Consider the following 20,343-nt stretch of genomic DNA (forward strand, 5'->3'; position numbering starts at 1 on the left):
GCCTTCTTCAGAGGCGATCGGACGGCAGACGGTCCGGTCCGGCAATGGCGGTTCGCGGCTATTTTCCGCCGGCCCGCGCGCGGGCCTTTGCATCGCGAGGCAAAATAGCTGCGCCCCGCCATCCTCCGCTGTCGCTCCGGCCCGCTGCTCCCCAAGGGATCACCGGGTTCTGGTCCGGTCCGTCCGCCGTCTTGGAGATCGCTATGGAAGGCCGCGATCGGCGCGGTCAGCGATCACAGACGAGATGACCATGTCCGACCAGCACGACGAGACACACGACCCGCGCCTCTCCCAATCGACGACCGACTACGCCTTGGCCGAACTCCAACTGCACGGCTACCGGCCGTTCGACGACGAGCCAGATCCGCGGCCGCTGCCGGAGGGCAGGGCGATCGCCGGCGCAGTAGCCGACATCTTCGATGCGCTCGTGGCGACACTTTCCGACACCCGCCTCGAGCCCGAGCTGAAAGATCTCCTCTGGTCGACGGTCAACCTGTTCCACCGCGCGACCTTACGCACTGAGCGCGAGCTCGACGACAACGAGCAGGCGCAGCGGACGAGCCAGCGTGAGCAGAACGGCTCAGAGGTCCGCTCCGTGGAGCTCGAGCGCCTGACCTCGGAAGGAGTGTCGCTGGTCGAGCGCCGCAACGCCCTGGAGCTGTTCCGCGACCTTGCCGCCGAGGCCTTCGAGCTGCATACGCGATCACCGTGGCGGCCGCGATCGGGCTCCCAGGTCAACCATCGCACGCTGACGGCGGCCATGATCGACTCTCGCGACTTCCTCGCAGCCAAGCGCCGCGCCGAGACCGAGGTTATGCTGCCGCCGGGGCCGAAGATCGCTCTTACCGGCGGGCCGGACTTCAACGACGTCGCACTCATTTGGGATCGTCTCGACAAGGTTCACGCCAAACACCAGGACATGGTCCTCCTGCACGGTGGCTCGCCGAAAGGCGCCGAACTGATCGCCGCCAAATGGGCGGCAAACCGCAAGGTGCCGCAGATCGCCTTCAAGCCCGATTGGACCAGGCACAACAAGGCTGCACCGTTCAAGCGCAACGACGCCATGCTGGAGACGCTCCCGATCGGCGTCATGGTCTTCCCGGGTTCGGGCATCCAGGGCAACCTCGCCGACAAGGCCCGTCGTCTCGGCATTCCCGTCTGGACCTTCGGCAAGGGCGGCGCGTGAGCGCCGTCAACTCGTCAACCTCATGCGTGGACCACCTCGATCGTTCGCGTGACTCTCCTCAACTTCGTCCAAATCACGATGCATCGTGTTTGGATTGCGCCGCGGTGGTGGTGGAAGGCGCATCCCGTCACAGCTTTGCACGGAGGCCACCACCATGCTCGCGATTGCTCTCATCCTTGGACTGGTCAGCGTCGGGCTTTTGTGCCGTGCGGTGTTCAAGCTTGCGGTCCATGCTCTGCCGTTCTTCGTCGCGGTCACCGTCGGCATGACGGTCCTGAATGCAGGTTGCGGGGGCGGCCTGGCTATTTTGGCCGGCATTGCTGCGGCAGCTTTTACCTTGATGATCGGCCGCGCCCTGTTCCCCTCTTCGACATCCTTGCTGCTACGCGGGCTTGTGGCAGCCGCGTTTCTCGTCCCGGCAGCGATGGCTGGTCGGCAAGTCGCGTTTGCAATTGCTGCCTTGATTGCCGAGCCTTCACCGTTCTGGCGCGAAATCATTGGATGGTCGGGTGCGCTCCTGGTCGCCGGATACGCTCTGCAGCAGTTGCTCAACAACGACCTGTCCCGTCCGTTGCAGTCCGAGCAGGACAGCGATCGGTCTCTCCACTCCTCACGGCTGTGAACCTGGGTTGCGCAGCCCAGCCCCGTGGCTTGAGCAGTCCGCGATGAGGCGTTTGAACGGCGGGATGTGACCGGCTGAGCGGAGGCGGGCGCGTCGCTCTGGAACTTGGGCCCGCGGCGGAACGACACTTCCGGCGCAAGAGATTGGTACCTCGCGTTAGGTAGTCGCGGACACCGGACCTCGATTGGCACGCGCTATTCTTCTCAGGGGTTTCTGATCGTACGCCTGGGTCGTGGCACGTCTTGTATGCCGCGGGTCGCCATGTCTCTCCTGAAGCTGATCGGCTCGCGACGCACCTTGCCTCTTGATGGCTTGATCTGTCCGAAGACCGGCTGCGCCTCGATCGCCTGAGCGCAACGCCGCCGGCCAACTTTCTTCCCCTGGGCGAAGCCGCCCATTCCTCGCGGGACAAGAAAGTTGGCCGGCAGCGTCCTCCGCTGTCGCTTCGGCCCTTCGGGTGCGCCGTCGATCGCCTTCGGCCCGACATGCGCCATCGAGGCTGCGGTGGTCGCGGCCCGAACCAGCCAAGGAGAGACAACATGGCTTCCATCGGTTCCTTCAAGAAGGTCGGCGACGATTTCCAGGGCGAGATCATCACCCTGAGCCTTAAGGCCAAGGGCGTGCGCATCGTCCCCGAAGCCAACCGCTCCAGCGAGAACGCGCCCAGCCACCGCGTCTACGCCGGCCGGGTCGAGATCGGCGCCGCCTGGGCCCGCCGCTCCGAAGAGGGACGCGACTACCTCTCGCTCAAGCTCGACGACCCCTCATTCAACGCTCCGATCTACGCCAACCTGTTCGACGACGAAGGCGGTGAGGGCTACACGCTCCTCTGGTCGCGGCCGCGCAAGGCAGCCGAGTGAAGCTAGATCGTCCCCGTCCGAGTGATCCGGGCGGGGACAATTGATCTGGACCAAATGGCTAGCACTGGCTCGGTAGGTCGCGAAAGCCGGCGGTATTGGCGGCTTCGCGAGGGCCTGCCACTTGCGGCGCAGGAGGGAAGTATGCGTCAGGTCAGTTGCAGGCTAGGGCGTTGGACGCCAGGAGAGACGTGGCGATAGAGATAGTTCGCGCCGCCCAATCATGGAGAGCGACAGATTCCGAGAGAGATCTTTGGACAGGCAATGCCGACTATTTTTCGGCGGTCTTGGTGTCAGTTGCAGGCTGTTGCCTCAACTTTTGCCAGTGCCGCTCCTCCAAAGCGCTGACGATGCTGTGAAGCAGAACGTCAGGACGATTTGTCACCAGCCTTGCGCACTGACTCGCGGCACGGCCACCGGCTGAACCGGAATAGAGCAGGATTCTGGACGTCAGGTGATCCGTATAACCTTGATCGAGGTCGGAAATTGCTTCAGGCAAGCTGAAGCCAGTAGCCTTAGTCTTTCCCTGGAGTAAGTCGCTGTTGAGCGAGGCTAGGTCGACCGTTACGTTCGGCGGCAACTCGAAATAGTGGGCAGGGCACTTGCGTAAAGGTAGAGCCTGATCGCCTTCTCTGACAACATCGGTGATGATGAGGTCCGGCTCCAGGACAGGAACGAAGCGAACCGCGTCACTGGTGTTCTTGACCCTGAACACCTGAATTCCGATGGCCTTAAGCGCATCACGCTCAGGATCGTTGTTTGTGGGATGATCGTCCACCCAGAGGACACGCGAGCCAACGATCGCTGGCGCACTTCGAGCTGCGCGCTCAATCGCTCCCTCGGCGAAAGCGAGATTGGTAACATCCGCCTTGTCTTTTGCGATCCTGGCAACCGCCTGTTCGGCTGAAATTTGGCGCTCGATGCTCCAGCCAAGGAAGCCGACCTTGTTGGCGCTGTTGAGCCACTGAAGCGCATAGGTCTCCACAGCTTCGTGTTTACTCCAGAGCAATCCCAGTACGGCCAGAACAAGCATAAGCTTTCCCAAAGCGGTCAGCGCGTCGACAAACGAAGCGATTTGCGCGCTGAGGGAGGGCGAAGCGGGCTCGGGCGATTGCATGTCACCTTTTCCCTTGGGAGAGCCTTTAATAGAGTTTTCCGACATGCCAATGATTCCGGCTCAATTAATCGGTTAGGTTCGGCTCAAATTGTGCACGCGCTATACCGCGCTGGGCTTATCCGCGAGAGCGGCGATCGTGACGTTAGGGTGGGGCGGTGCAAAACCGGAGATGAAATCGACCGCAGCCTCGACGCTGCTGGTAAAGAGCACGCGGCTCTTGTACTCGGCTGAACCCGCAAACAGGGAATCCAGCAGGGGCTGCACGGGACGGTCAGTACTCCAAGTTGGTCCGAAGAAGACCATCGGACTGAAATAGCCTGCACCCTGCTTGGCCGGGAAAGTATGGTAGTAGTTCTGCGCCGCGTCCTGGAACACCTCCTGTAATGTCCCGGCGCCGCCCTTCACATAGACGATGCCATGCGTTGCCACGGCGAGAAGGCCGTCTTCGCGAATACTGTTCTGGAAGTACTTGGCAATGCCTTCTGCGAACGGGCTGAACGGCTCCTGGCCATATTGATAGGTCGGGATCGATATGCCCGCGCCTTTCCTTCCCTGAGACTTCCAAATTTCAATCGCTGGCTTACTCCAGGCTGCATACTCTTCTACGATCTTGAAGTCGGGCGTGCCATCTGGAGCGAGGATCTTGTTCTGATCGGGGGGCAACGTGAGCACCCCCGCAGCTGCAAAGTCGTTGAGCGCCTTGCGAAGGCCCTCGTCATTTCCGGCAAACAAGGCCCCGAGATGAGTAGCCTCCATGGCACCAGGGCCGCCGCCACTGAGGACCAACATCCCACGCTCGGCGAGCCCCTTGGCAATCTGGGCTGTCAGGGCATAGTCGGAGTCCGGAGTATTGGATCGCGCCATACTATGGCCACCCATGATCGCCGCGACCCGTTTACCATCCAGGACATTGGCTAGATGCTGGGTGATGGTCGCATCGTGCAGCGACCTCATCAGACTCGCCAGGTAATCATCCGGCTGCGCTCCGCCGGCGCGGACATATTCCTGCATGATCCTGAAATCGAGACTGTTGGCGTAGCTTCGGACATCGGCAGGATCGTAGCCAGTGAGCAATTCTTCGGCGGAGTAAAGAGATCGGCGAATGGGATCGAAGGTAAAATTCGGCGTCATAAGCCCTCCAAGGAGGTCGACTAAAATATTGACTTCAGAAATGGGGCTAGAGTTGCATACTAGTTCCCGCCAACTTTAGGTCGCAAGGGGTTTTCATGATCAGAATAGCTTTTTGTGTCGCAGCATTGCTGTCCATTCCCGGCCAGGCGTTCGCCTGGGGGCAGGAGGGACATTCCATCGTCGCCGAGGTTGCTCAGCGGCGGCTCTCGAAGGAAGCGGCCGAAGCCATCAGCAAGCTGCTGTGGCCGGACCCTAACAACCCCCTTCCCGCGTTCTCACTCCCATCCCTGGCCTCAAGCGCAAGCTGGGCGGATGACTACCGCTCCGGCCACGCCGAGACGGGCAAGTGGCACTACATCAACTCTCCGGTCGACACCGCGATCAACTGGCCGGGTGACTGCGGCGCGGGGTGCGTGGTCAGCAAGCTGGAAGACCTCAAGAAGGAGATGCGATGCGAGACCGATCCCGCCAAGAAGATCGATAACCTCAGGTTCGCGGTGCATTTCCTTGGCGACATCCACCAGCCGTTTCACACCGTCAAGGAAGAGGAAGGTGCCAACGGCGTTCACCTGCATATGCTGATTCCTGGAGATATCTGTGAGGGCCGCACCTGCCTTGTGGCGCACGAATGGCAAAACCTGCACGAGGTCTGGGATTCGACTCTAATCACCAAAACCACTTACGCTTGGGGTTCCTACGTCGACGCCCTGGAAAAGGGATGGCTCAAGAACGCAGACGTCGCCAAGGAAGCGCAAGGCTCACCCCTCGACTGGGCAAATGAGGCCCATGCCATCGCCAAGGAGATGTGGGTCGCTGAAGGTACGACGCTGGACCGCAGCTACTACAGGAAGGCGAAGCCGAAAGTAGAGATGCAGTTGGGGCGCGCAGGTCTCAGGCTAGCCCGCTATCTCAATGAGATTTATGCCTCGCCCAGCTGTCCATCTAACTAAATCTGATTCAGAAATCTTCTGGCGGCTGGTTGGAAGGGCGTCCCATGCCGCCCGAAGGCCTCACACGCCTGTTCATGGCTACGGGTGCTGTCGACCTTCTGCTCGCCCGGGTGGCTGCCGGGATAGAAGCCGCAGAACCATTGCCAGGCGGGCGGGCCCATAGGACCTTCCGTACGCTTGGCAATCGTGACGGCCTGGACATCCCCGAAATAGATGCGCCGAAGTCTCCTTCGGTGATTGTGGATCGCGGCGGCGGGTCAGGGTGGTCATGCCCGCATTGATTCCAGCGCAGCGGCTGAAAGGTGAGCCGCTAAGTCTGCGGGCGTAATGCCTGATGTCCCCCAGCACTTGGCTGAAGGGGCTTTTCGGAACTCGGAGGGGAGAGCCAGAACGCTGCTGAGCAGGACCCGACTGCCAAATTTTGAGCACGCTTTGGCATTATCGGGTTCTAATACGTCGCCCCTTCTTGTTGAGATCCACTGTCGGCGGCGTCGGCTTCAAAAGGTCTGCCGGCTCGACGCCGAGGCCAGCCGCGAGAGCGGCAAGCACGTCGATCGAGACGGCATTGCGGCTTCTCTCAACCAAGCTGATATAGGTCCGATCAATATCGGCGCGGTGGGCGAGTTCTTCCTGCGAAACGCCTTTGGTTCGGCGCAAGCGCTTCAAGTTGGCGGCCAAGACGTCTCGGATGTTCATCTCCAAGACAGCACAGGCTTGTCGAGTATTTCACCACGGAGTATTTTCTACAAATCGGGACCAAACGATTGATTACGTTGGCTAATGGTGCCTCGTCTCGGTCTCCTGTAGGGCTGCTCCAGTCTCTCTCGTCGGCAAAAAAAGAGCATTGTGTTTGATTTTGTAGGTTTCTAACCGATGTCCTTTCCTCCCCTCGATCCTGATGTGGCCGATACTGCTCCGACCGAGCCCGTTCTGACGCCGTACGACGAGGAGCACCTCGTCACGTATCTCCGGCTTCTCGATGCAGAGGCGGCCGGCGCCGACTGGGAAGAGGTCGCGCAGATCGTTCTGCACATTGATCCGGTCCGCGAACCCGAACGCGCCCGCCGCGCATTCGACAGCCATCTGGCGCGGGCAAAGTGGTTGTCAGAGGAAGGTTACAACCACTTCCTACGTAGTCCCCCAGAGACCTGAAGTTGTGCAACCAGAGCGGAACTTGATCGTCTCAAGCAATCGTGTAGTTGGTTTGGGCTGTAGTCCGCATCCATTTACCTGCGCGAGTCGAGAATCTCTTCAACAATCTTAAATGGCGCCATCATTGGTCTGTTGCGTTGCAGTCCTAACTTGATGAGGACAGCACGATGGCGGAATTCGATTGGCGCTCACCCAAGGCCTACGCGAACATTCATCGCGCGGACCCTCCAGGCTTCGCTTGGGAGAGTGTTCGCCGATCACCGAACTATCGTGCGCAGTTCTCAACGATAACACATCCTGATCGCAGTGCGCCTGCCAACTTCCGGAAGCATTGGGGGTTGATATTTCGCCGCTGATCCCGCGCTGCCTTTCGATGCCCAGTCCGTGTTCTGGGCACCTGAGCGGTTGTCTACTGTGCTGGCGCTTGTCGAGATCGGCACGCGCGTGCCAGTGGTCACGCCGATCGTAAAACTGCCTTCGTTTGCGCCGGACCAGCTTCGGCGGGCGATGGACGGCTGGCATGTCGTCGTTCGAATCGGCACAAATCAGCATCGCGTGTGGCTGCGCAGGAAGCCGATGAGCACGGTGTCCTACGCAGTGCTGCTGCCGTATGACCGCGACTTCAAGATGCGCCACCATGCCGCCGACCGGCTCTGGCGTGCTCTGCGCGCGCAGCCGCTTGGACCCGCCTCCGACGGCTTGACGGAGCAACGCCGCACGCGCCTGGTGCTGATCTTGCGCGCGCTCGACGGTTGGCAGCAGGGCAATAGTCATCGGACGATTGCGGAAGTGCTGTTCGGCGCAGCGCGCATTCCTGCGCGCGCTTGGAAAACGAGCGAAGTGCGCAGCCTTACCCGACGTCTGGTCGAGGACGGCCTGTCCTTGATCCGCGGGGGATATCGGCAACTCCTGCGACCGCCGCGCAAGGACGAATAGCTTCACGGAAATTGAGGAGGTGGCCGGAAACGGCCCCCTCGATCTGCGGCCTCCCCCTTCGCTGTTCTACGCCTCCATGCTGACCGTCGACGCGCTGCACTACGCGCAAGCGCGCAGGTCTGTCCTGGAGGTTGCCAGATGTCCGATTCCTTAGCCGGTCTTCCGCCGCGCTTTCTTCGTACACCCGAGGCTGCGCGTTATCTCGGCCTGTCCGGCCGCACGCTCGAGAAGCACCGGACCTACGGCACTGGCCCGACCTATCGCAAGATCGGCGGACGCGTCGTCTATGCGCTCGACGACCTCAAGGCTTGGGTTGATCGCGGCACGAAAACGTCCACCGCCGATCCCGGGCAGGGGACGGTCCTGCCGGCGAAGAGGCATGCAGGTCTCGTTCCCTATGCGGGCAAAGAGCGTCGCGTACAGCGCGCTGTGCGCGCGTGAGCATGCGTCATTTGCGCAAATCCGAGCGTGCACAGCTCGATCTGTTTCGCGCGTTGCCGGGCGATCTTGCGCCACGCGATGCGCAGGATCTGATGGCCTATCCCTTCTTCTCGCTGGCAAAAGCCAAGCGTGTGGTGCCGATCGATTTCCGCGCAGGAACCGTCGCGATCCGAGTCGAGGCCGTCCCCGAGCATGGCATGGCGACCATCTGGGACGCGGATGTTCTGATCTGGGCAGCGTCGCAGATCGTCGAAGCGCGAGACGCCGGATTGAAGACATCGCGTCTGATGGCGGCCACGCCGTATGAGATCCTGAACTTCGTCGGGCGCGGCACTGGCGTGCGCGATTACGATCGTCTGAAAGCCGGTCTCGACCGTCTTCAGTCCACAACCGTGCTGACGTCGATCCGTCAGCCGACGGAGCGGCGGCGGCATCGCTTCTCCTGGATCAACGAGTGGAAGGAGACCGCGGATGCGCATGGCAAGCCGTCCGGACTGCAGCTCATCCTGCCGGATTGGTTCTATTCGGGCGTCATTGATGATGCGCTCGTGCTGACGATCGACCGCCAATATTTTGCGCTGACGGGCGGATTGGAGCGCTGGCTTTATCGTCTGGTGCGCAAGCATGGCGGTCATCAGGACGGCGGCTGGAGCTTCGATCTCGGTTATCTCCACGCCAAGTCCGGCAGCCTCTCGCCCCTCAAACATTTTGCATACGACCTGCGCGAAATCGTCCGCCGCCAGACATTGCCTGGCTACGAGCTCGTGCTGTCCCGCGATCCGAACGGAACCGAGCGGCTGAACTTTACGGCCGCCATGACGGACCCCGTCGCTCGGCGCTTCGCCAAGCACCATCCCTCGAGCCGTGCTGGGGACAAGCTGTGAATTGTCTCGTGCTATCGGGGACCGTAAGGCTCGTGCTATGGGGGACCGGATCCTCGTGCTATCGGGGACCAAAATCGGTCTTAAGCCGCTCTGCCGGCTCAGTTTTTCGGCCCCTTAACTTACCTAACTGCAAAATCCTTCGGATTTTGTCTAACGGGCACCGTCAGCGCCGCGTCGTTGGACGCCCGCAGCTTTGGCGTGAGCGGTCCTCAGGGACGCACGAGCAGCAGTCTGTGCGCTCGTGCCGGGCCCTCCAGCGCCTCCCAATCCTGTCCAATCGAGAGATGATCCGATGAGCGAGCTGACGCGCGTCCAGCTGCTATGGCTGCAGGGCAAGATCGAGAACCGCATCCGTTTCGGCCGAACCGTGCAAGAGCTGCGGCTCGATCACTATCGTCGCGTGGTCTCATTCACGCCCGACAGCGTGTTTGCGTTCGTCCGCTGGTCGTCGAATGATTACGGCACGGTGCTGTCGCGGATCGACATCCTGCAGGCTGTCCGCGCCGGCGAGGCCTGCGCGACCGTGCCCTTCGTCGGTCCTGGCGCTGCCATTCTGCTGCAAATATTCGGCTGGCCGAAGGTCGAGCGCGTGCTGCAGCACATCGACGCCATCGAGGCGCTCGGCATCAATCCGGCGGACGTCGCACCAGATCATTGGCGTCACGTTCAGAACCGCTTCACGGCCAACGAACCGCCGCGGCCCTACACGCTTTCGCGGCACCGGGCCTGGCTGCATCGGCGGAGCATCATGCCATGAGACCGCGCTTCTCCATCGCCGTGGCGATGCTTTCCGGCGTGTCGCTTCTGCTCGGAACGAGTGCGCTCGATCCGCAACCGCGCTTGATCTGGAATGCGTCTGAAAGCGTGCCAATCGGCCTCTATGCCGTGCAGCCGGTCCGCGATTGGTACGTCACTGAGCTCGTCGTCGTAAGGCCTCAACAGCAGCTAGCGGTGTTGCTCGCTGCTGGCGGCTACTTGCCGGTCGGCGTGCCGATGCTGAAGCGGATCCTTGCCCTTCCCGGCCAAACCGTCTGTCGCCGCGAGCTCGCGATCAGTGTGGATGATGTCGAGGTAGGAGCCGCGCAACAGACCGATCGCCGGGGCTATCCGCTGCCAGATTGGCAGGGCTGTCGCATCGTTGGCGACGAGCAGATCTTCCTGATGAACTGGCAGTCGGATGTCTCGTTGGACGGCCGATACTTCGGTTTGACGGCGATGTCAGACGTCATCGGACGCGCAGTTCCCGTGTGGACGAGGGAGCCGTGACAATGCGCTCAGTCTGCAGTCCAATTGCAAAACACGCGTCAGATCTGATGCAAAGTAGCCGCGCTCGAATGCGATCTGTGTGTGCGTCGAAGGCTGAATTCTTCGTCTGCAAAGTTCGGCGGGGTGTCGGATTTGGTGTCGATGTCGCTCACATCGAGGCGCGCAATCTCGCGATTTTCATTCTCTATCTCTTTCAAGACCGCCGAGAGTTCTCTGGAGTAGCCGAACCTTCGACGAAAAGCGCAGTCGTACGAGCGAATTGCCGAGAAGGAAGGGAGGCGATTGAGGGCGATGTAAGCGTCCGGCCGCTGCACATGCCTCAGGTCTTGACATGATCAGCCAGGTTCCAGCTCCACGGCAGCAATTCGTCCAGGCGGTTGACGGGATGGCCGTCGATCATCCGCTGCAGGACGTCCCGCAGATAGGCGTAGGGCTCGACGTCGTTCAGCTTGCAGGTCGTGATGAGCGAGCTGACGACCGCCCAACGATGTCCGCCACCATCGCTGCCGGCGAACAGGTGGTTCTTGCGGCCCAGCGTGACAGGACGGATTGCGCGTTCGACCGGATTGGTGTCGAGCTCGACGCGCCCGTCGTTCAGGAAGCGAGTCAGGCCGTGCCAGCGCGAGAGCGCATAGCGGATCGCTTCAGCGAGCGTGCTGCGGCCGGAGACCAGGCGGAGCTGCGCATCGAGCCAGACGTTCAGCGCGTCGACGATCGGTTTGGAGAAGGTCCTGCGTTCGGCAAGACGGTAGTCAGGCGATTGGCCGCGGATGCGCGCCTCGATCGCATAGAGCTCGCCGATCCGGCGCAGGGCTTCTGTTGCCACGGGAGACGCGGTGGCTTCGGCCACATCGTAGAACTTGCGTCGCGAGTGGCTCCAACACGCCGCGAGCGTGATGCCCTCTTTGTCGGCCAATTGCTCGAAGCCGGCGTATCCGTCGACATGCAGGATGCCCTTGAAGGCGGCAAGATGTGCGACTGGTCGCTCGGCCTTGCGGTCGGGTGCGAACAGGTAGATGGCAGCCGGAGGTTCGGGTCCGCCCCACGGCCGTTGCTCACGCGCGTACACCCAAAGCCGTCCCGTCTTGGTTCGTCCGCGGCCAGGATCGAGTACCGGGATCGGCGTGTCATCGGCAAAGAGATGGTTGGAGGCGAACACGTTCTTGCACAGCCGTTCGTGCAAGGCCTCGAGCCACCAGCATGCGCCGCCAACCCAGCCCGCGAGCGTCGAGCGGCAGAGATCGACGCCGTGACGGTCGAAGATCTGCGACTGCCGATAGAGCGGAAGATGATCGCAGTATTTGGCGATCAACACGTGCGAGAGCAGCGCCGGCGTTGCCAGGCCGCCAGCGATCAGCCGTTCCGGCGCGCCGGCTTGCACCACCTTGCTGCAGGCTCGGCAGGCGTATTTGGGTCTGGTTGTGCGCACGACGCGAAGCTGAGCTGGTACCCAATCCAGCATCTCGCTGACGCTCTCGCCGATCAGATGGAGAGTGCCGCCACAGCAGCCACAGACCCGGTCTTGCACGTCGAGCAGAACGTCTTCGCGCGGCAGATGATCGGGCAGCGGACGGCGTCGCGGCGGAGAGTTGGCTTCCGGTGTGACCTTCGGTTGCGCTTCCTCGACGCGGCCAATGTCGCTGTCGAGATCCTCCAGACCGAGTGCAAGCTGGTCGGGATCGATGCGTTCGGAGCTGCGGCCGAACTGCATTCGCTGCAGCTGTTTGATGATGGATTTAAGCCGCTCGATCTCGGTATCGCGATGGTCGATCGCAGCGGCAATGTCGCGCACCAGGCGCTGCAAAAGCTCAGGATCAGACGGGAGATTGGTGAGATCGAGCTGCATGTCCGATGGTACTCGAACACGCTGATTCGTAGAAGAATCGCGACTCAGTTCAGCACCGGTTTTTGCAGATCATCCTGCAATCGCCGGTTTCCAGATGCGCTCTGGCGCGCGCCAGTCGATGCCTTCGATCAGCATCGCGAGCTGCGCCGGGGTGAGCGTGATCGAGCCATCATAGCCCGCCATCACTGGCCATACGAAGCCGCCCTGGTCGATGCGTTTCGTGAACAGACAAAGCCCGTTTCCGTCCCAGAACAGTACCTTCAGAATCGATGCTTTTTTGCCGCGGAAGGCAAACAGATGACCGGAGAACGGATCCTTCTTCAGCGTGTCCTGGACCAGCATTGCGAGGCCGTCCATGCCCTTGCGCATGTCGGTGTAGCCGAGCGCCAGGTACACCTTCACGCCTGCAGGGACGAACATCATTGCGCTGCATCTCCGCTTTCAATCTGCGCCCGCACCGCATCCGGATCGCTGCCTGCGGGAGCGAAGACACGCCGTCCGTCAGCGAGGTCGACAGCCATCATGCCCTCTGGTGGACGCACGAGATCGCGCAGGGCGCGTGCGGCGGGCATGTCGTCGGGCAACACAACACGGGCGAGCTTGGAGCGCCTCTTTTGCGCGATGCCGAACTGCGCGCGCCAGCGGAACAGCAGCCCGGTGACGATCCCATGCTTGCGGGCAACGGCAGAGACCTTGGCGCCCGGCAGCTCGGTTTCCTTGGCGATCGCGAGCTTTTCCTCGTCGCTGAAGAAGCGCCTGGCCGGTGCCTTGGGCGCGGCCGGATCGCCGATTTCGGCGGCTGTCAAGCGGCGTTCGGGCTGTGAGTTCCTAGCACTAGTGCTAACGGCCGGACGGGCGGAGGGGTGAAGATGGGCGCGCCAGTCGATCGTGACCTCGCCCGTGGCCAGTCGGTCGCGCCATTTGCGCAGCGAATGCGGCGACAGCTGCATCGCCGCGGCGTAGGCGCGGAGCTCCATCCCGCTCCAGTTCAGCGCCTCGACATGCATCGCCCAGAACGCCTGAGACGCCCGATTGCGCACATCCGATGTGATCGTGAACCTACGCTGCTTCTGCTTTCGAAGAGCCTGTTGCCGCTCCTCCCGGGCGCGCTCGCGGCGCAATTCCGTCTGATATTTCTCGAGCTTAAGCGCAGTCTCATTGCCGGCCAGCCGCTTCAGCCAACGCCGCAGAGTGTTCTCGGTCAGACGTTGTTGCTGGCAGTATTTGCGGATCCCGAGGCCGCTCCGACGCCACGCTTCGATGTGCAGCGACCACCATTCGCGGCGCGCTCTGTTCTCGAAATGTTTGGATCCCACCGGAGATTCTCCACAGCAGCAGAGAACTCGAAATGGAACGACAACACACGAGGGGGAAGGTGTGCAGAGACCGGACGGTTACAGGGCGATCTTCTAGGGCAAGATAAAAGCGGCTCGCCGGTTGAACGCCAAGCCATTGACATGGCTTGCGTTCAACCGTGCCGGTCGGTCGGAGCGCGTGCTGCGCTCTGCACTTTTAGTAATGAGATCAATGTTGTTTTCAGCACTGTAGTTTTTCCGGGCGCCTTGGGGGGCCGCGCATGAGCACGAACGAGCGCGAGTTCCGCGTCCGGCCTGGGCGCATTCGTCAGGGGCGGAGCGCTAAGGCGAGGAGCTTCATCAATCGCGTGCTGCGCGCGGCGAATGCCGCGGGGCATGTGCCGCCGTTGTCAGTCGTCAACGGACGCCACATGGTGCGGGCTCACTCGACCTTCGGGCGCGGCCGGCTCAGCTTCAGTCGCGAGCGTCTGTTCGCCCCCGTGCGTCGGGTGACAGTCAAGGCGCGGATCGCGAGGCACGCGGGGCGCGCGTTTCGGTCAGCGTCTCTGGCGATCCATCTCGCCTATCTCCAGCGCGATGGCGTCACCCGCGATGGTGAGCCTGCCCGGATGTTCGATGCGGCTGCCGATCAAGCGGACGAGGCTGGATTCGAGGCGAGGGGCAGGGGTGACCGGCATCATTTCCGCTTCATCGTCTCGCCCGAGGATGCGGCCGACATGGTGGAGCTAAGAGCATTCACCCGGGATCTCATGCGGCAGATGGAGGCCGATCTTTCGACGCGGCTGGAATGGATCGCGGTCGATCACTGGAATACGGACAATCCGCATATTCATCTCCTCGTGCGCGGCGTCGACGAGACCGGCGCGGACCTCGTCATCTCCCGTGACTACATCAGCCGCGGCCTGCGCTCGCGCGCCGAAGAGCTCGTTGCGATCGAGCTTGGCCCGAAGCCGGAGCATGAGATCCGCAATGCGCTCGAGAAGGAGATCACGGCGGATCGCTGGACCCCGCTCGATCGCGAAATCCGGATGGCGGCAGACGAGGTCGGCGCCATCGATCTTCGGCAGGAAGCGGCGGGCCTTCCTGATCCCGAGGTGGCCCGGCTCATGCGCGGGCGCCTGCAATATCTGGAACGCTTGGGGCTGGCGAGCGCGGCCGGACCCAACGAGTGGATGATCGAACTCGGGGCGGAGCGGAAGCTTCGGCAGCTCGGCTCGCGCGGAGACGTCATCAAGACGATGCACCAGGCCTTCGCGGCGCGCGGGGAGGAGCGGTCGGTTGCGGATTACGCGATCGAGGGATCCGATGCTGGGTCGCCGATCATCGGCCGGCTGATCGACCGCGGGCTGCACGATGAACTGACCGGTGAAGCCTACGCCGTGATCGATGGCGTTGACGGCCGGGCACATCACGTCCGGTTCCGCGGGGCCGAGGCCTTCGCCCAGGCGCCGCCGGTTGGAGGCATTGTCGAGGTCAGGCGCTTCGGCGGACCGGACGAGGCGCGGCCGACCCTGCTCCTCGCGACGCGCTCGGATCTTGGTCTCGCCGAGCAGATCACAGCGGAGGGCGCCACCTGGCTGGATCATCGTCTGGTCGAACGCGAGCCGATGCCGCTGGCACTGGGCGGGTTCGGAGCCGAGGCCCGGGATGCTCTTCGCGCGCGGGCCGCGCATCTTGCGGATCAGGGTCTGGCGCAGCGGCAAGGCCAGCGCATCATTGTGCAGCGCGATCTCCTGACGACCTTGCGACAGCGCGATCTCGACGTCGTCGGTGCCCGGTTGTCGGCGCAGTTCAATCTGTCGTCTCTGCCGGTGTCGCCAGGGACAGCAGTCGCCGGGACCTATCGCCAGCGGCTGACGCTCGCTTCCGGCCGGTTCGCCATGATCGACAATGGGCTTGGCTTCTACCTGGTCCCGTGGTCGCGGGAACTCGACAGCCGGCTCGGCAAGACCGTCAGCGGCCTCGCCAAGGCCGGCGGCATCGAATGGCAGCTCGGTCGCAAGCGCGACCTGGGGCTCTGATCAGATCAGGAGAACATCCATGCCGGCGACCCGAATCCTCTGGGGCCAAATCCTTGCGGTGTCGTTGATCGTGCTGATTGCGGTCTGGGGCGCGACGGAATGGACGGCCTGGCGGCTGGCGTTTCAGGCGCGGTTGGGACCGCCCTGGTTCTGGCTTGCCGGATGGCCGGTCTATTGGCCGCCGGCGTTCTTCTGGTGGTGGTTCGTCTACGATGCCTATGCGCCCGGCGTGTTCACCGAGGGCGCGGCCATCGCAGCGCTCGGCAGTCTCTTGGCCGTTGCTGCGGCCATCGGCATGTCGCTGTGGCGGGCCCGGGAAGCGCGGATCGTTGCGACCTATGGATCCGCGCGCTGGGCTGAGCCCGGTGAGATCGAGAGAGCCGGGCTGCTTGGTGAGGATGGCGTGGTGCTGGGCCGGCTGGGCCCGCGCTATCTCCGCCATGACGGACCCGAGCACGTGCTGTGCTTTGCGCCGACGCGGTCGGGCAAGGGCGTGGGTCTTGTCGTGCCCTCGCTGCTGACCTGGTCGGGATCAGCGATCGTTCACGACATCAAGGGTGAGAACTGGCAGTTGACGGCAGGCTTCCGGGCGCGGCATGGCCGGGTCCTGTTGTTCGATCCGACCAACCCGAATGCCTCGGCCTACAATCCGCTGCTCGAGGTCAGGCGCGGGGCCTTTGAGGTCCGCGACGTCCAGAATGTCGCCGACGTTCTAGTCGATCCCGAGGGCTCGCTCGACAAGCGGAACCATTGGGAGAAGACGAGTCACTCGCTGCTGGTCGGGGCCATCCTGCACGTTCTCTATGCCGAGGCCGACAAGACCTTGGCCGGCGTCGCAGCCTTCCTGTCCGATCCCAGGCGGCCGATCGAGACGACGCTCATTGCCATGATGGCTACGCCGCATCTTGGTGAGGCTGGTCCGCATCCCGTCATTGCATCGACCGCGCGCGAGCTCCTGAACAAATCGGAGAACGAACGGTCAGGCGTGCTGTCCACCGCAATGTCTTTCCTCGGCCTCTACCGCGATCCCGTGGTGGCCGAGGTCACAGGCCGCTGCGACTGGCGCATCGCGGATCTGATTGGGGGCGATGAGCCGGCCACGCTGTATCTGGTCGTGCCGCCGTCGGACATTTCGCGGACCAAGCCGCTCATTCGGCTCGTGCTGAACCAGATCGGCAGGCGGTTGACCGAGGACCTGCAGGCCCGCGAGCGGCGCCATCGCGTGCTGATGATGCTGGACGAGTTTCCGGCGCTCGGGCGGCTCGACTTCTTTGAGTCCGCGCTGGCCTTTATGGCTGGCTATGGCCTCAAGAGCTTTCTAATCGCGCAATCGCTCAATCAGATCGAGAAGGCTTATGGGCCGAACAACGCGATCCTGGACAACTGCCATGTGCGGGTGAGCTTCGCCACCAACGATGAGCGGACTGCCAAACGCGTGTCGGACGCGCTCGGCACTGCCACAGAGATGCGTGCGATGAAGAACTATGCCGGCCATCGGCTTGCGCCTTGGCTTGGACATCTCATGGTCTCCCGCCAGGAAACGCCGCGGGCGCTCCTGACGCCGGGCGAGGTGATGCAGCTGCCGCCGGCGGATGAGATCGTGATGGTCGCCGGCGCACCACCGATCCGGGCGAAGAAGGTCCGCTACTTCGAGGATCAGAGACTGATCGCGCGCGTTCTCCCGCCCCCAGACACCGTAAGGCCCATGCTGACGCAAGGAGCGGATGCATGGTCGGCGCTGGCGCCGATATCGCCAGCGCTGTCCACATCCGAAGATCCATCGTCCGCCCACGATGATCAAGCCAATGGCGGATTGCGCCGGGAGCCCGAGCTGCCTGAGCACGTCGCGATCGTAAGTGAGGCCACCGTCGTCGATCCGGTAGACGAGTTCTCGGTGGTGCTCGACGATGATCAGGCGCTACTTCCGAATGGTGGCCGCGATCCGACCATGACGGGTGTCGCGCGGCAGGCTGCGCTTGATCCCGGCGACGACATGGGTTTGTGAGGCCGATCTGATGCGTGATCGCATGAATGTCTACTTTCCGCCCGAGCTGTTGAAGCAGATCACCGAGCTCGCCGATCGCAAGAAGCTGTCGCGCTCGGCGATCGTGGAGGCTGCCGTTCTGTCGTTCCTGTCGCCTGATGGGGCGGACCGGCGCGAGGCCGCGTTCACGCGAAGGCTTGATCGGCTGTCGCGCCAGATGCAGCGACTGGAGCGCGACGTCGGGATCCTCGCGGAGACCATGGCGCTGTTCGTCCGCTTCTGGCTGACCGTGACGCCGCCGCTTCCGAACGAGGCTCAGTCGGCGGCGCCAAGGGACGCGAAAGGTTCGAGGGTTTCGTCGAGGCACTCGGCCGGCGCCTCCAGAAGGGCCAGAGCTTCTTGCGGGAGATCCCTGAGGATTTCGTGAGGAAAGCTCCGGAGGCGCCAAGCAGCTGAGAGACGGGTTTCGAACGTCGCCAAGAAGGCGTTTACGCCAGAGCTTCTTTTTCTGCGCCTTGGCGCGAACGCGATGTCGCCGGGGATGTGCTCCAGCGGAGGGCCGCTTATCGACGGACCAAATGGGGTCCGCACGATGAAGAAAAAGATCACGCTGCAGCTTTCCGACGAGATCCTCGGTCGCCTAAAGGGGGCGACTGAGGAGCGATGTGTCAACCGCGCCGTCCTGATAGAGAAGGCCTTGGAGCGCTTTCTCGCCGATCCTGTAGAACCTGCGCCGCAGCAGGATCGCCTTGGTGGCTTGGAGCGGCAACTCGAGAGCATCAAATGCGATCTCAAGGCGCTCAATGACACGGTCGCTCTCCATGCCCGCTATCATCTGGCGCTGACGTCGCTCGGTCGAGATGGCGGTGCTGAAGTGAGTTCCGCCGCGCGCGTCGACGGCTGTCAGACGCATCACGACGGCGAAGATGAGACCCGCGAGCAGGCGAGGGTTGCGGTCTCTGTAGGTCAACATCAGCAAGACGAGGACTTGCCGTTTGGAGCTCCAGCCCGCCGCACACGATCGGCTCTAGGAGTTGCTCCGACCACAGAAGTGTCCTGGGGAATGCCGGCCGCCCAGGAGGGCGGCGAGGATCCCTTTCGCCTTGCATCGGAAGCGCTGCGCTGACGAATCCGGCCCAATCGATCCTGATCGTTCCTTGCCGGACTTCATGTTCGGTCGGAAGGCTGCCGAAGCCAAAACGGGCAGCAATGCCGGTCTCCGGGGTTGGTTCGTTGTTGCTTTGGTCTTCATGCCGTTCGCAGCAGGCTATTTCCTGTCGTACCTGTTTCGCACGATCAATGGCGTGGTCTCCGAGCGCCTCGCCTCCGAGCTTGGACTGAATGCCGCCGACCTCGGTCTGATCACGGCGGTTTATTTCCTGGTTCTTGCGGCCGCCCAAATTCCGGTCGGGATGATGCTCGATCGCTACGGACCACGGCGCGTTCAGAGTGCGCTGCTCGTGGTCGCGGCATTGGGGGCGGCTGGATTCGCGCGGTCGACGGGATCAATCTCGTTGATGACATCACGCGCTGTGATTGGGCTGGGCGTCGCGGCGGCGCTGACCGCTGGGCTGAAGGCGATCGTTCTCTGGTTTCCGCGCGATCGCGTAGCCCTGGTCAACGGCTACATGGTCATGCTCGGTGCTCTCGGCGCCGTCGCGGCGACCTTGCCGGCCGAAGCGGTTCTGGCTCGGACCGGATGGCGCGACATGTTTGACATCCTGGCGGTCGCCACGGCAGGCACTGCTGTCCTGATTTACTTCCTGGTTCCCGAACGCGAAAGCGATGCAGCCGCCGCACCAGCTGGTGGTGGCCTGCGGAGCATCTTGACCGATCGACGTTTCTGGAAGGTCGCGCCGTTGTCGGGAGCATGCATTGGATCTGCCTGGTCGATGCAAGGACTCTGGGCGCCGGCGTGGTTGACCGAAGTGGAGGGCATGGCACGAAGCCAGGTGGTGACGGCGCTGTGTGTAACGGCGATCATGCTGAGCCTCGGCGCGTGGTTGCTCGGCACGCTGGCAAATTGGACGCGCCGCAAAGGGATCAGGTCTGAGACATTGCTGGCGATCGTCGGCGCTATGTTCATCCTGGCCCAGCTGGCTTTGGTATTCCGGCTACCGGTGCCCTCGATCGCTCCCTGGTTGATGATTGCGATCGTGGGCGCGGCGACGGTGCTAAGCTTTGCGATCATCTCAGACTACTTTCCGAAGGAGATGGCTGGGCGCGCGAACGGCGTATTGAACGTCGTCCACTTTGGATGGGGGTTTCTCGCCCAATACGGGACCGGCCTGTTGCTGGCGCAGTGGGCGCAGCATGATGGTCACTATCCGATCTTCGCATATCAGGTGGCTTTCGGTGTGAACGTCGCGCTGCAGTTCGCGGCTTTGGTTTGGTTCGCAATTCCGCGTGGGAAGCGAGAGAGGGAACCGACCAGCCTTCAGCTCGGTCTGGATGTCAACGAGTCCAGCGGACACGATGCTGCGTCTTTCCACGAGCGCCCAATTTTGATCAGCGATCCCGCAACTTCGGGCACGTGGTGAACTGACATCGAACAGGCGCAGATCAGCCGCGATCCTTTGGCGCGGTGCTCTCAGACTTTGCGCTTTCCTACGCCAGAGCACGAACAGGACGGAG

The 20,343-nt window shown here is 62.6% G+C and carries 21 protein-coding genes and 2 pseudogenes; 16 read left to right on the top strand and 7 right to left on the bottom strand.

The window, feature by feature from the left end:
* Positions 1-250: 250 nt before the first annotated feature.
* The 3 genes from ACQR07_RS09750 to ACQR07_RS09760 all read left to right on the top strand — a co-directional run bounded on the left by ACQR07_RS09750 (position 251) and on the right by ACQR07_RS09760 (position 2,668).
* On the top strand, positions 251-1,186 hold the full coding sequence (locus ACQR07_RS09750) for a DUF2493 domain-containing protein (RefSeq protein ID WP_434902082.1): 936 nt from the start codon (positions 251-253) through the stop codon (positions 1,184-1,186).
* A 154-nt stretch (positions 1,187-1,340) separates the two neighbouring features.
* Positions 1,341-1,808: a hypothetical protein gene (locus tag ACQR07_RS09755; RefSeq protein WP_434902083.1), complete on the top strand. Its 468-nt coding sequence runs from the start codon at positions 1,341-1,343 to the stop codon at positions 1,806-1,808.
* Positions 1,809-2,347: 539 nt separating this feature from the next.
* Positions 2,348-2,668, top strand: coding sequence for a DUF736 domain-containing protein (locus ACQR07_RS09760; protein ID WP_009032057.1), 321 nt, complete (start codon positions 2,348-2,350; stop codon positions 2,666-2,668).
* A gap of 268 nt (positions 2,669-2,936) precedes the next feature.
* Here ACQR07_RS09760 and ACQR07_RS09765 read toward each other — a convergent pair whose 3' ends face one another.
* Both ACQR07_RS09765 and ACQR07_RS09770 read right to left on the bottom strand, forming a co-directional pair.
* Positions 2,937-3,827, bottom strand: coding sequence for a hypothetical protein (locus ACQR07_RS09765; protein WP_434871254.1), 891 nt, complete (start codon positions 3,825-3,827; stop codon positions 2,937-2,939).
* Positions 3,828-3,881: 54 nt separating this feature from the next.
* On the bottom strand, positions 3,882-4,913 hold the full coding sequence (locus ACQR07_RS09770; protein ID WP_434902084.1) for an LOG family protein: 1,032 nt from the start codon (positions 4,911-4,913) through the stop codon (positions 3,882-3,884).
* 95 nt (positions 4,914-5,008) lie between these two features.
* Here ACQR07_RS09770 and ACQR07_RS09775 point away from each other — a divergent pair, with 95 nt between their 5' ends.
* Positions 5,009-5,863 (top strand): S1/P1 nuclease, encoded by an 855-nt coding sequence (locus tag ACQR07_RS09775; RefSeq protein ID WP_434902085.1) that lies wholly within the window; start codon positions 5,009-5,011, stop codon positions 5,861-5,863.
* A 438-nt stretch (positions 5,864-6,301) separates the two neighbouring features.
* On the opposite strand, the gene ACQR07_RS09780 is transcribed toward ACQR07_RS09775, so the two are convergent.
* Complete coding sequence (locus tag ACQR07_RS09780; RefSeq protein ID WP_434902287.1) at positions 6,302-6,559, bottom strand: helix-turn-helix domain-containing protein; 258 nt, start codon at positions 6,557-6,559, stop codon at positions 6,302-6,304.
* Between the two features lie 177 nt (positions 6,560-6,736).
* Between ACQR07_RS09780 and ACQR07_RS09785 the strand changes: the two genes are divergently transcribed.
* The 7 genes from ACQR07_RS09785 to ACQR07_RS09815 all read left to right on the top strand — a co-directional run bounded on the left by ACQR07_RS09785 (position 6,737) and on the right by ACQR07_RS09815 (position 10,542).
* Positions 6,737-7,015, top strand: a complete 279-nt coding sequence (locus ACQR07_RS09785; protein ID WP_434871251.1) for a DNA -binding domain-containing protein — start codon at positions 6,737-6,739, stop codon at positions 7,013-7,015.
* 167 nt (positions 7,016-7,182) lie between these two features.
* Positions 7,183-7,371 carry a transcriptional regulator domain-containing protein gene (locus tag ACQR07_RS09790; RefSeq protein WP_434902086.1) on the top strand — a complete coding sequence of 63 codons (189 nt, stop codon included), beginning with the start codon at positions 7,183-7,185 and terminating at the stop codon, positions 7,369-7,371.
* Between the two features lie 58 nt (positions 7,372-7,429).
* Positions 7,430-7,951 carry a DUF2285 domain-containing protein gene (locus tag ACQR07_RS09795; RefSeq protein ID WP_434902087.1) on the top strand — a complete coding sequence of 174 codons (522 nt, stop codon included), beginning with the start codon at positions 7,430-7,432 and terminating at the stop codon, positions 7,949-7,951.
* 138 nt (positions 7,952-8,089) lie between these two features.
* Positions 8,090-8,392 carry a helix-turn-helix transcriptional regulator gene (locus ACQR07_RS09800; protein WP_434871248.1) on the top strand — a complete coding sequence of 101 codons (303 nt, stop codon included), beginning with the start codon at positions 8,090-8,092 and terminating at the stop codon, positions 8,390-8,392.
* 2 nt (positions 8,393-8,394) lie between these two features.
* A complete protein-coding gene (locus ACQR07_RS09805; protein ID WP_434902288.1) occupies positions 8,395-9,276 on the top strand; it encodes a replication initiator protein A in 882 nt (293 codons plus the stop codon).
* Between the two features lie 292 nt (positions 9,277-9,568).
* Positions 9,569-10,033, top strand: coding sequence for a DUF2840 domain-containing protein (locus tag ACQR07_RS09810; protein WP_434902088.1), 465 nt, complete (start codon positions 9,569-9,571; stop codon positions 10,031-10,033).
* On the top strand, positions 10,030-10,542 hold the full coding sequence (locus tag ACQR07_RS09815; protein WP_434902089.1) for a S26 family signal peptidase: 513 nt from the start codon (positions 10,030-10,032) through the stop codon (positions 10,540-10,542). Before ACQR07_RS09810 ends, ACQR07_RS09815 begins: the two co-directional genes overlap by 4 nt.
* A gap of 319 nt (positions 10,543-10,861) precedes the next feature.
* Here ACQR07_RS09815 and tnpC read toward each other — a convergent pair whose 3' ends face one another.
* The 4 genes and pseudogenes from tnpC to tnpA (ACQR07_RS09835) all read right to left on the bottom strand — a co-directional run.
* On the bottom strand, positions 10,862-12,388 hold the full coding sequence (gene tnpC, locus ACQR07_RS09820) for an IS66 family transposase (protein WP_434902090.1): 1,527 nt from the start codon (positions 12,386-12,388) through the stop codon (positions 10,862-10,864).
* Between the two features lie 69 nt (positions 12,389-12,457).
* Positions 12,458-12,784 carry an IS66 family insertion sequence element accessory protein TnpB gene (tnpB, locus tag ACQR07_RS09825; protein ID WP_434902091.1) on the bottom strand — a complete coding sequence of 109 codons (327 nt, stop codon included), beginning with the start codon at positions 12,782-12,784 and terminating at the stop codon, positions 12,458-12,460.
* A gap of 23 nt (positions 12,785-12,807) precedes the next feature.
* Positions 12,808-13,509, bottom strand: coding sequence for an IS66-like element accessory protein TnpA (tnpA, locus tag ACQR07_RS09830; RefSeq protein ID WP_434902289.1), 702 nt, complete (start codon positions 13,507-13,509; stop codon positions 12,808-12,810).
* Between the two features lie 81 nt (positions 13,510-13,590).
* Positions 13,591-13,704: pseudogene (gene tnpA / locus ACQR07_RS09835) on the bottom strand (IS66 family insertion sequence element accessory protein TnpA); the annotation flags it as partial.
* A gap of 260 nt (positions 13,705-13,964) precedes the next feature.
* Here tnpA (ACQR07_RS09835) and ACQR07_RS09840 point away from each other — a divergent pair.
* The 5 genes and pseudogenes from ACQR07_RS09840 (at position 13,965) to ACQR07_RS09860 (ending at position 20,249) form a co-directional block, all read left to right on the top strand.
* Complete coding sequence (locus ACQR07_RS09840; protein WP_434902092.1) at positions 13,965-15,725, top strand: relaxase/mobilization nuclease domain-containing protein; 1,761 nt, start codon at positions 13,965-13,967, stop codon at positions 15,723-15,725.
* A gap of 19 nt (positions 15,726-15,744) precedes the next feature.
* The gene (locus tag ACQR07_RS09845; protein WP_434902093.1) at positions 15,745-17,730 is read left to right on the top strand and encodes a conjugal transfer protein TraG; all 1,986 of its coding nucleotides are present in this window, start codon (positions 15,745-15,747) and stop codon (positions 17,728-17,730) included.
* A gap of 10 nt (positions 17,731-17,740) precedes the next feature.
* Positions 17,741-18,165: pseudogene (locus ACQR07_RS09850) on the top strand (CopG family transcriptional regulator).
* A 136-nt stretch (positions 18,166-18,301) separates the two neighbouring features.
* Positions 18,302-18,835, top strand: a complete 534-nt coding sequence (locus tag ACQR07_RS09855) for a hypothetical protein (RefSeq protein ID WP_434902094.1) — start codon at positions 18,302-18,304, stop codon at positions 18,833-18,835.
* Between the two features lie 43 nt (positions 18,836-18,878).
* On the top strand, positions 18,879-20,249 hold the full coding sequence (locus ACQR07_RS09860) for an MFS transporter (RefSeq protein WP_434902290.1): 1,371 nt from the start codon (positions 18,879-18,881) through the stop codon (positions 20,247-20,249).
* Positions 20,250-20,343: the final 94 nt, after the last annotated feature.

Source organism: Bradyrhizobium sp. HKCCYLS20291 (assembly GCF_051167715.1).
Classification (GTDB): Bacteria; Pseudomonadota; Alphaproteobacteria; order Rhizobiales; family Xanthobacteraceae; genus Bradyrhizobium.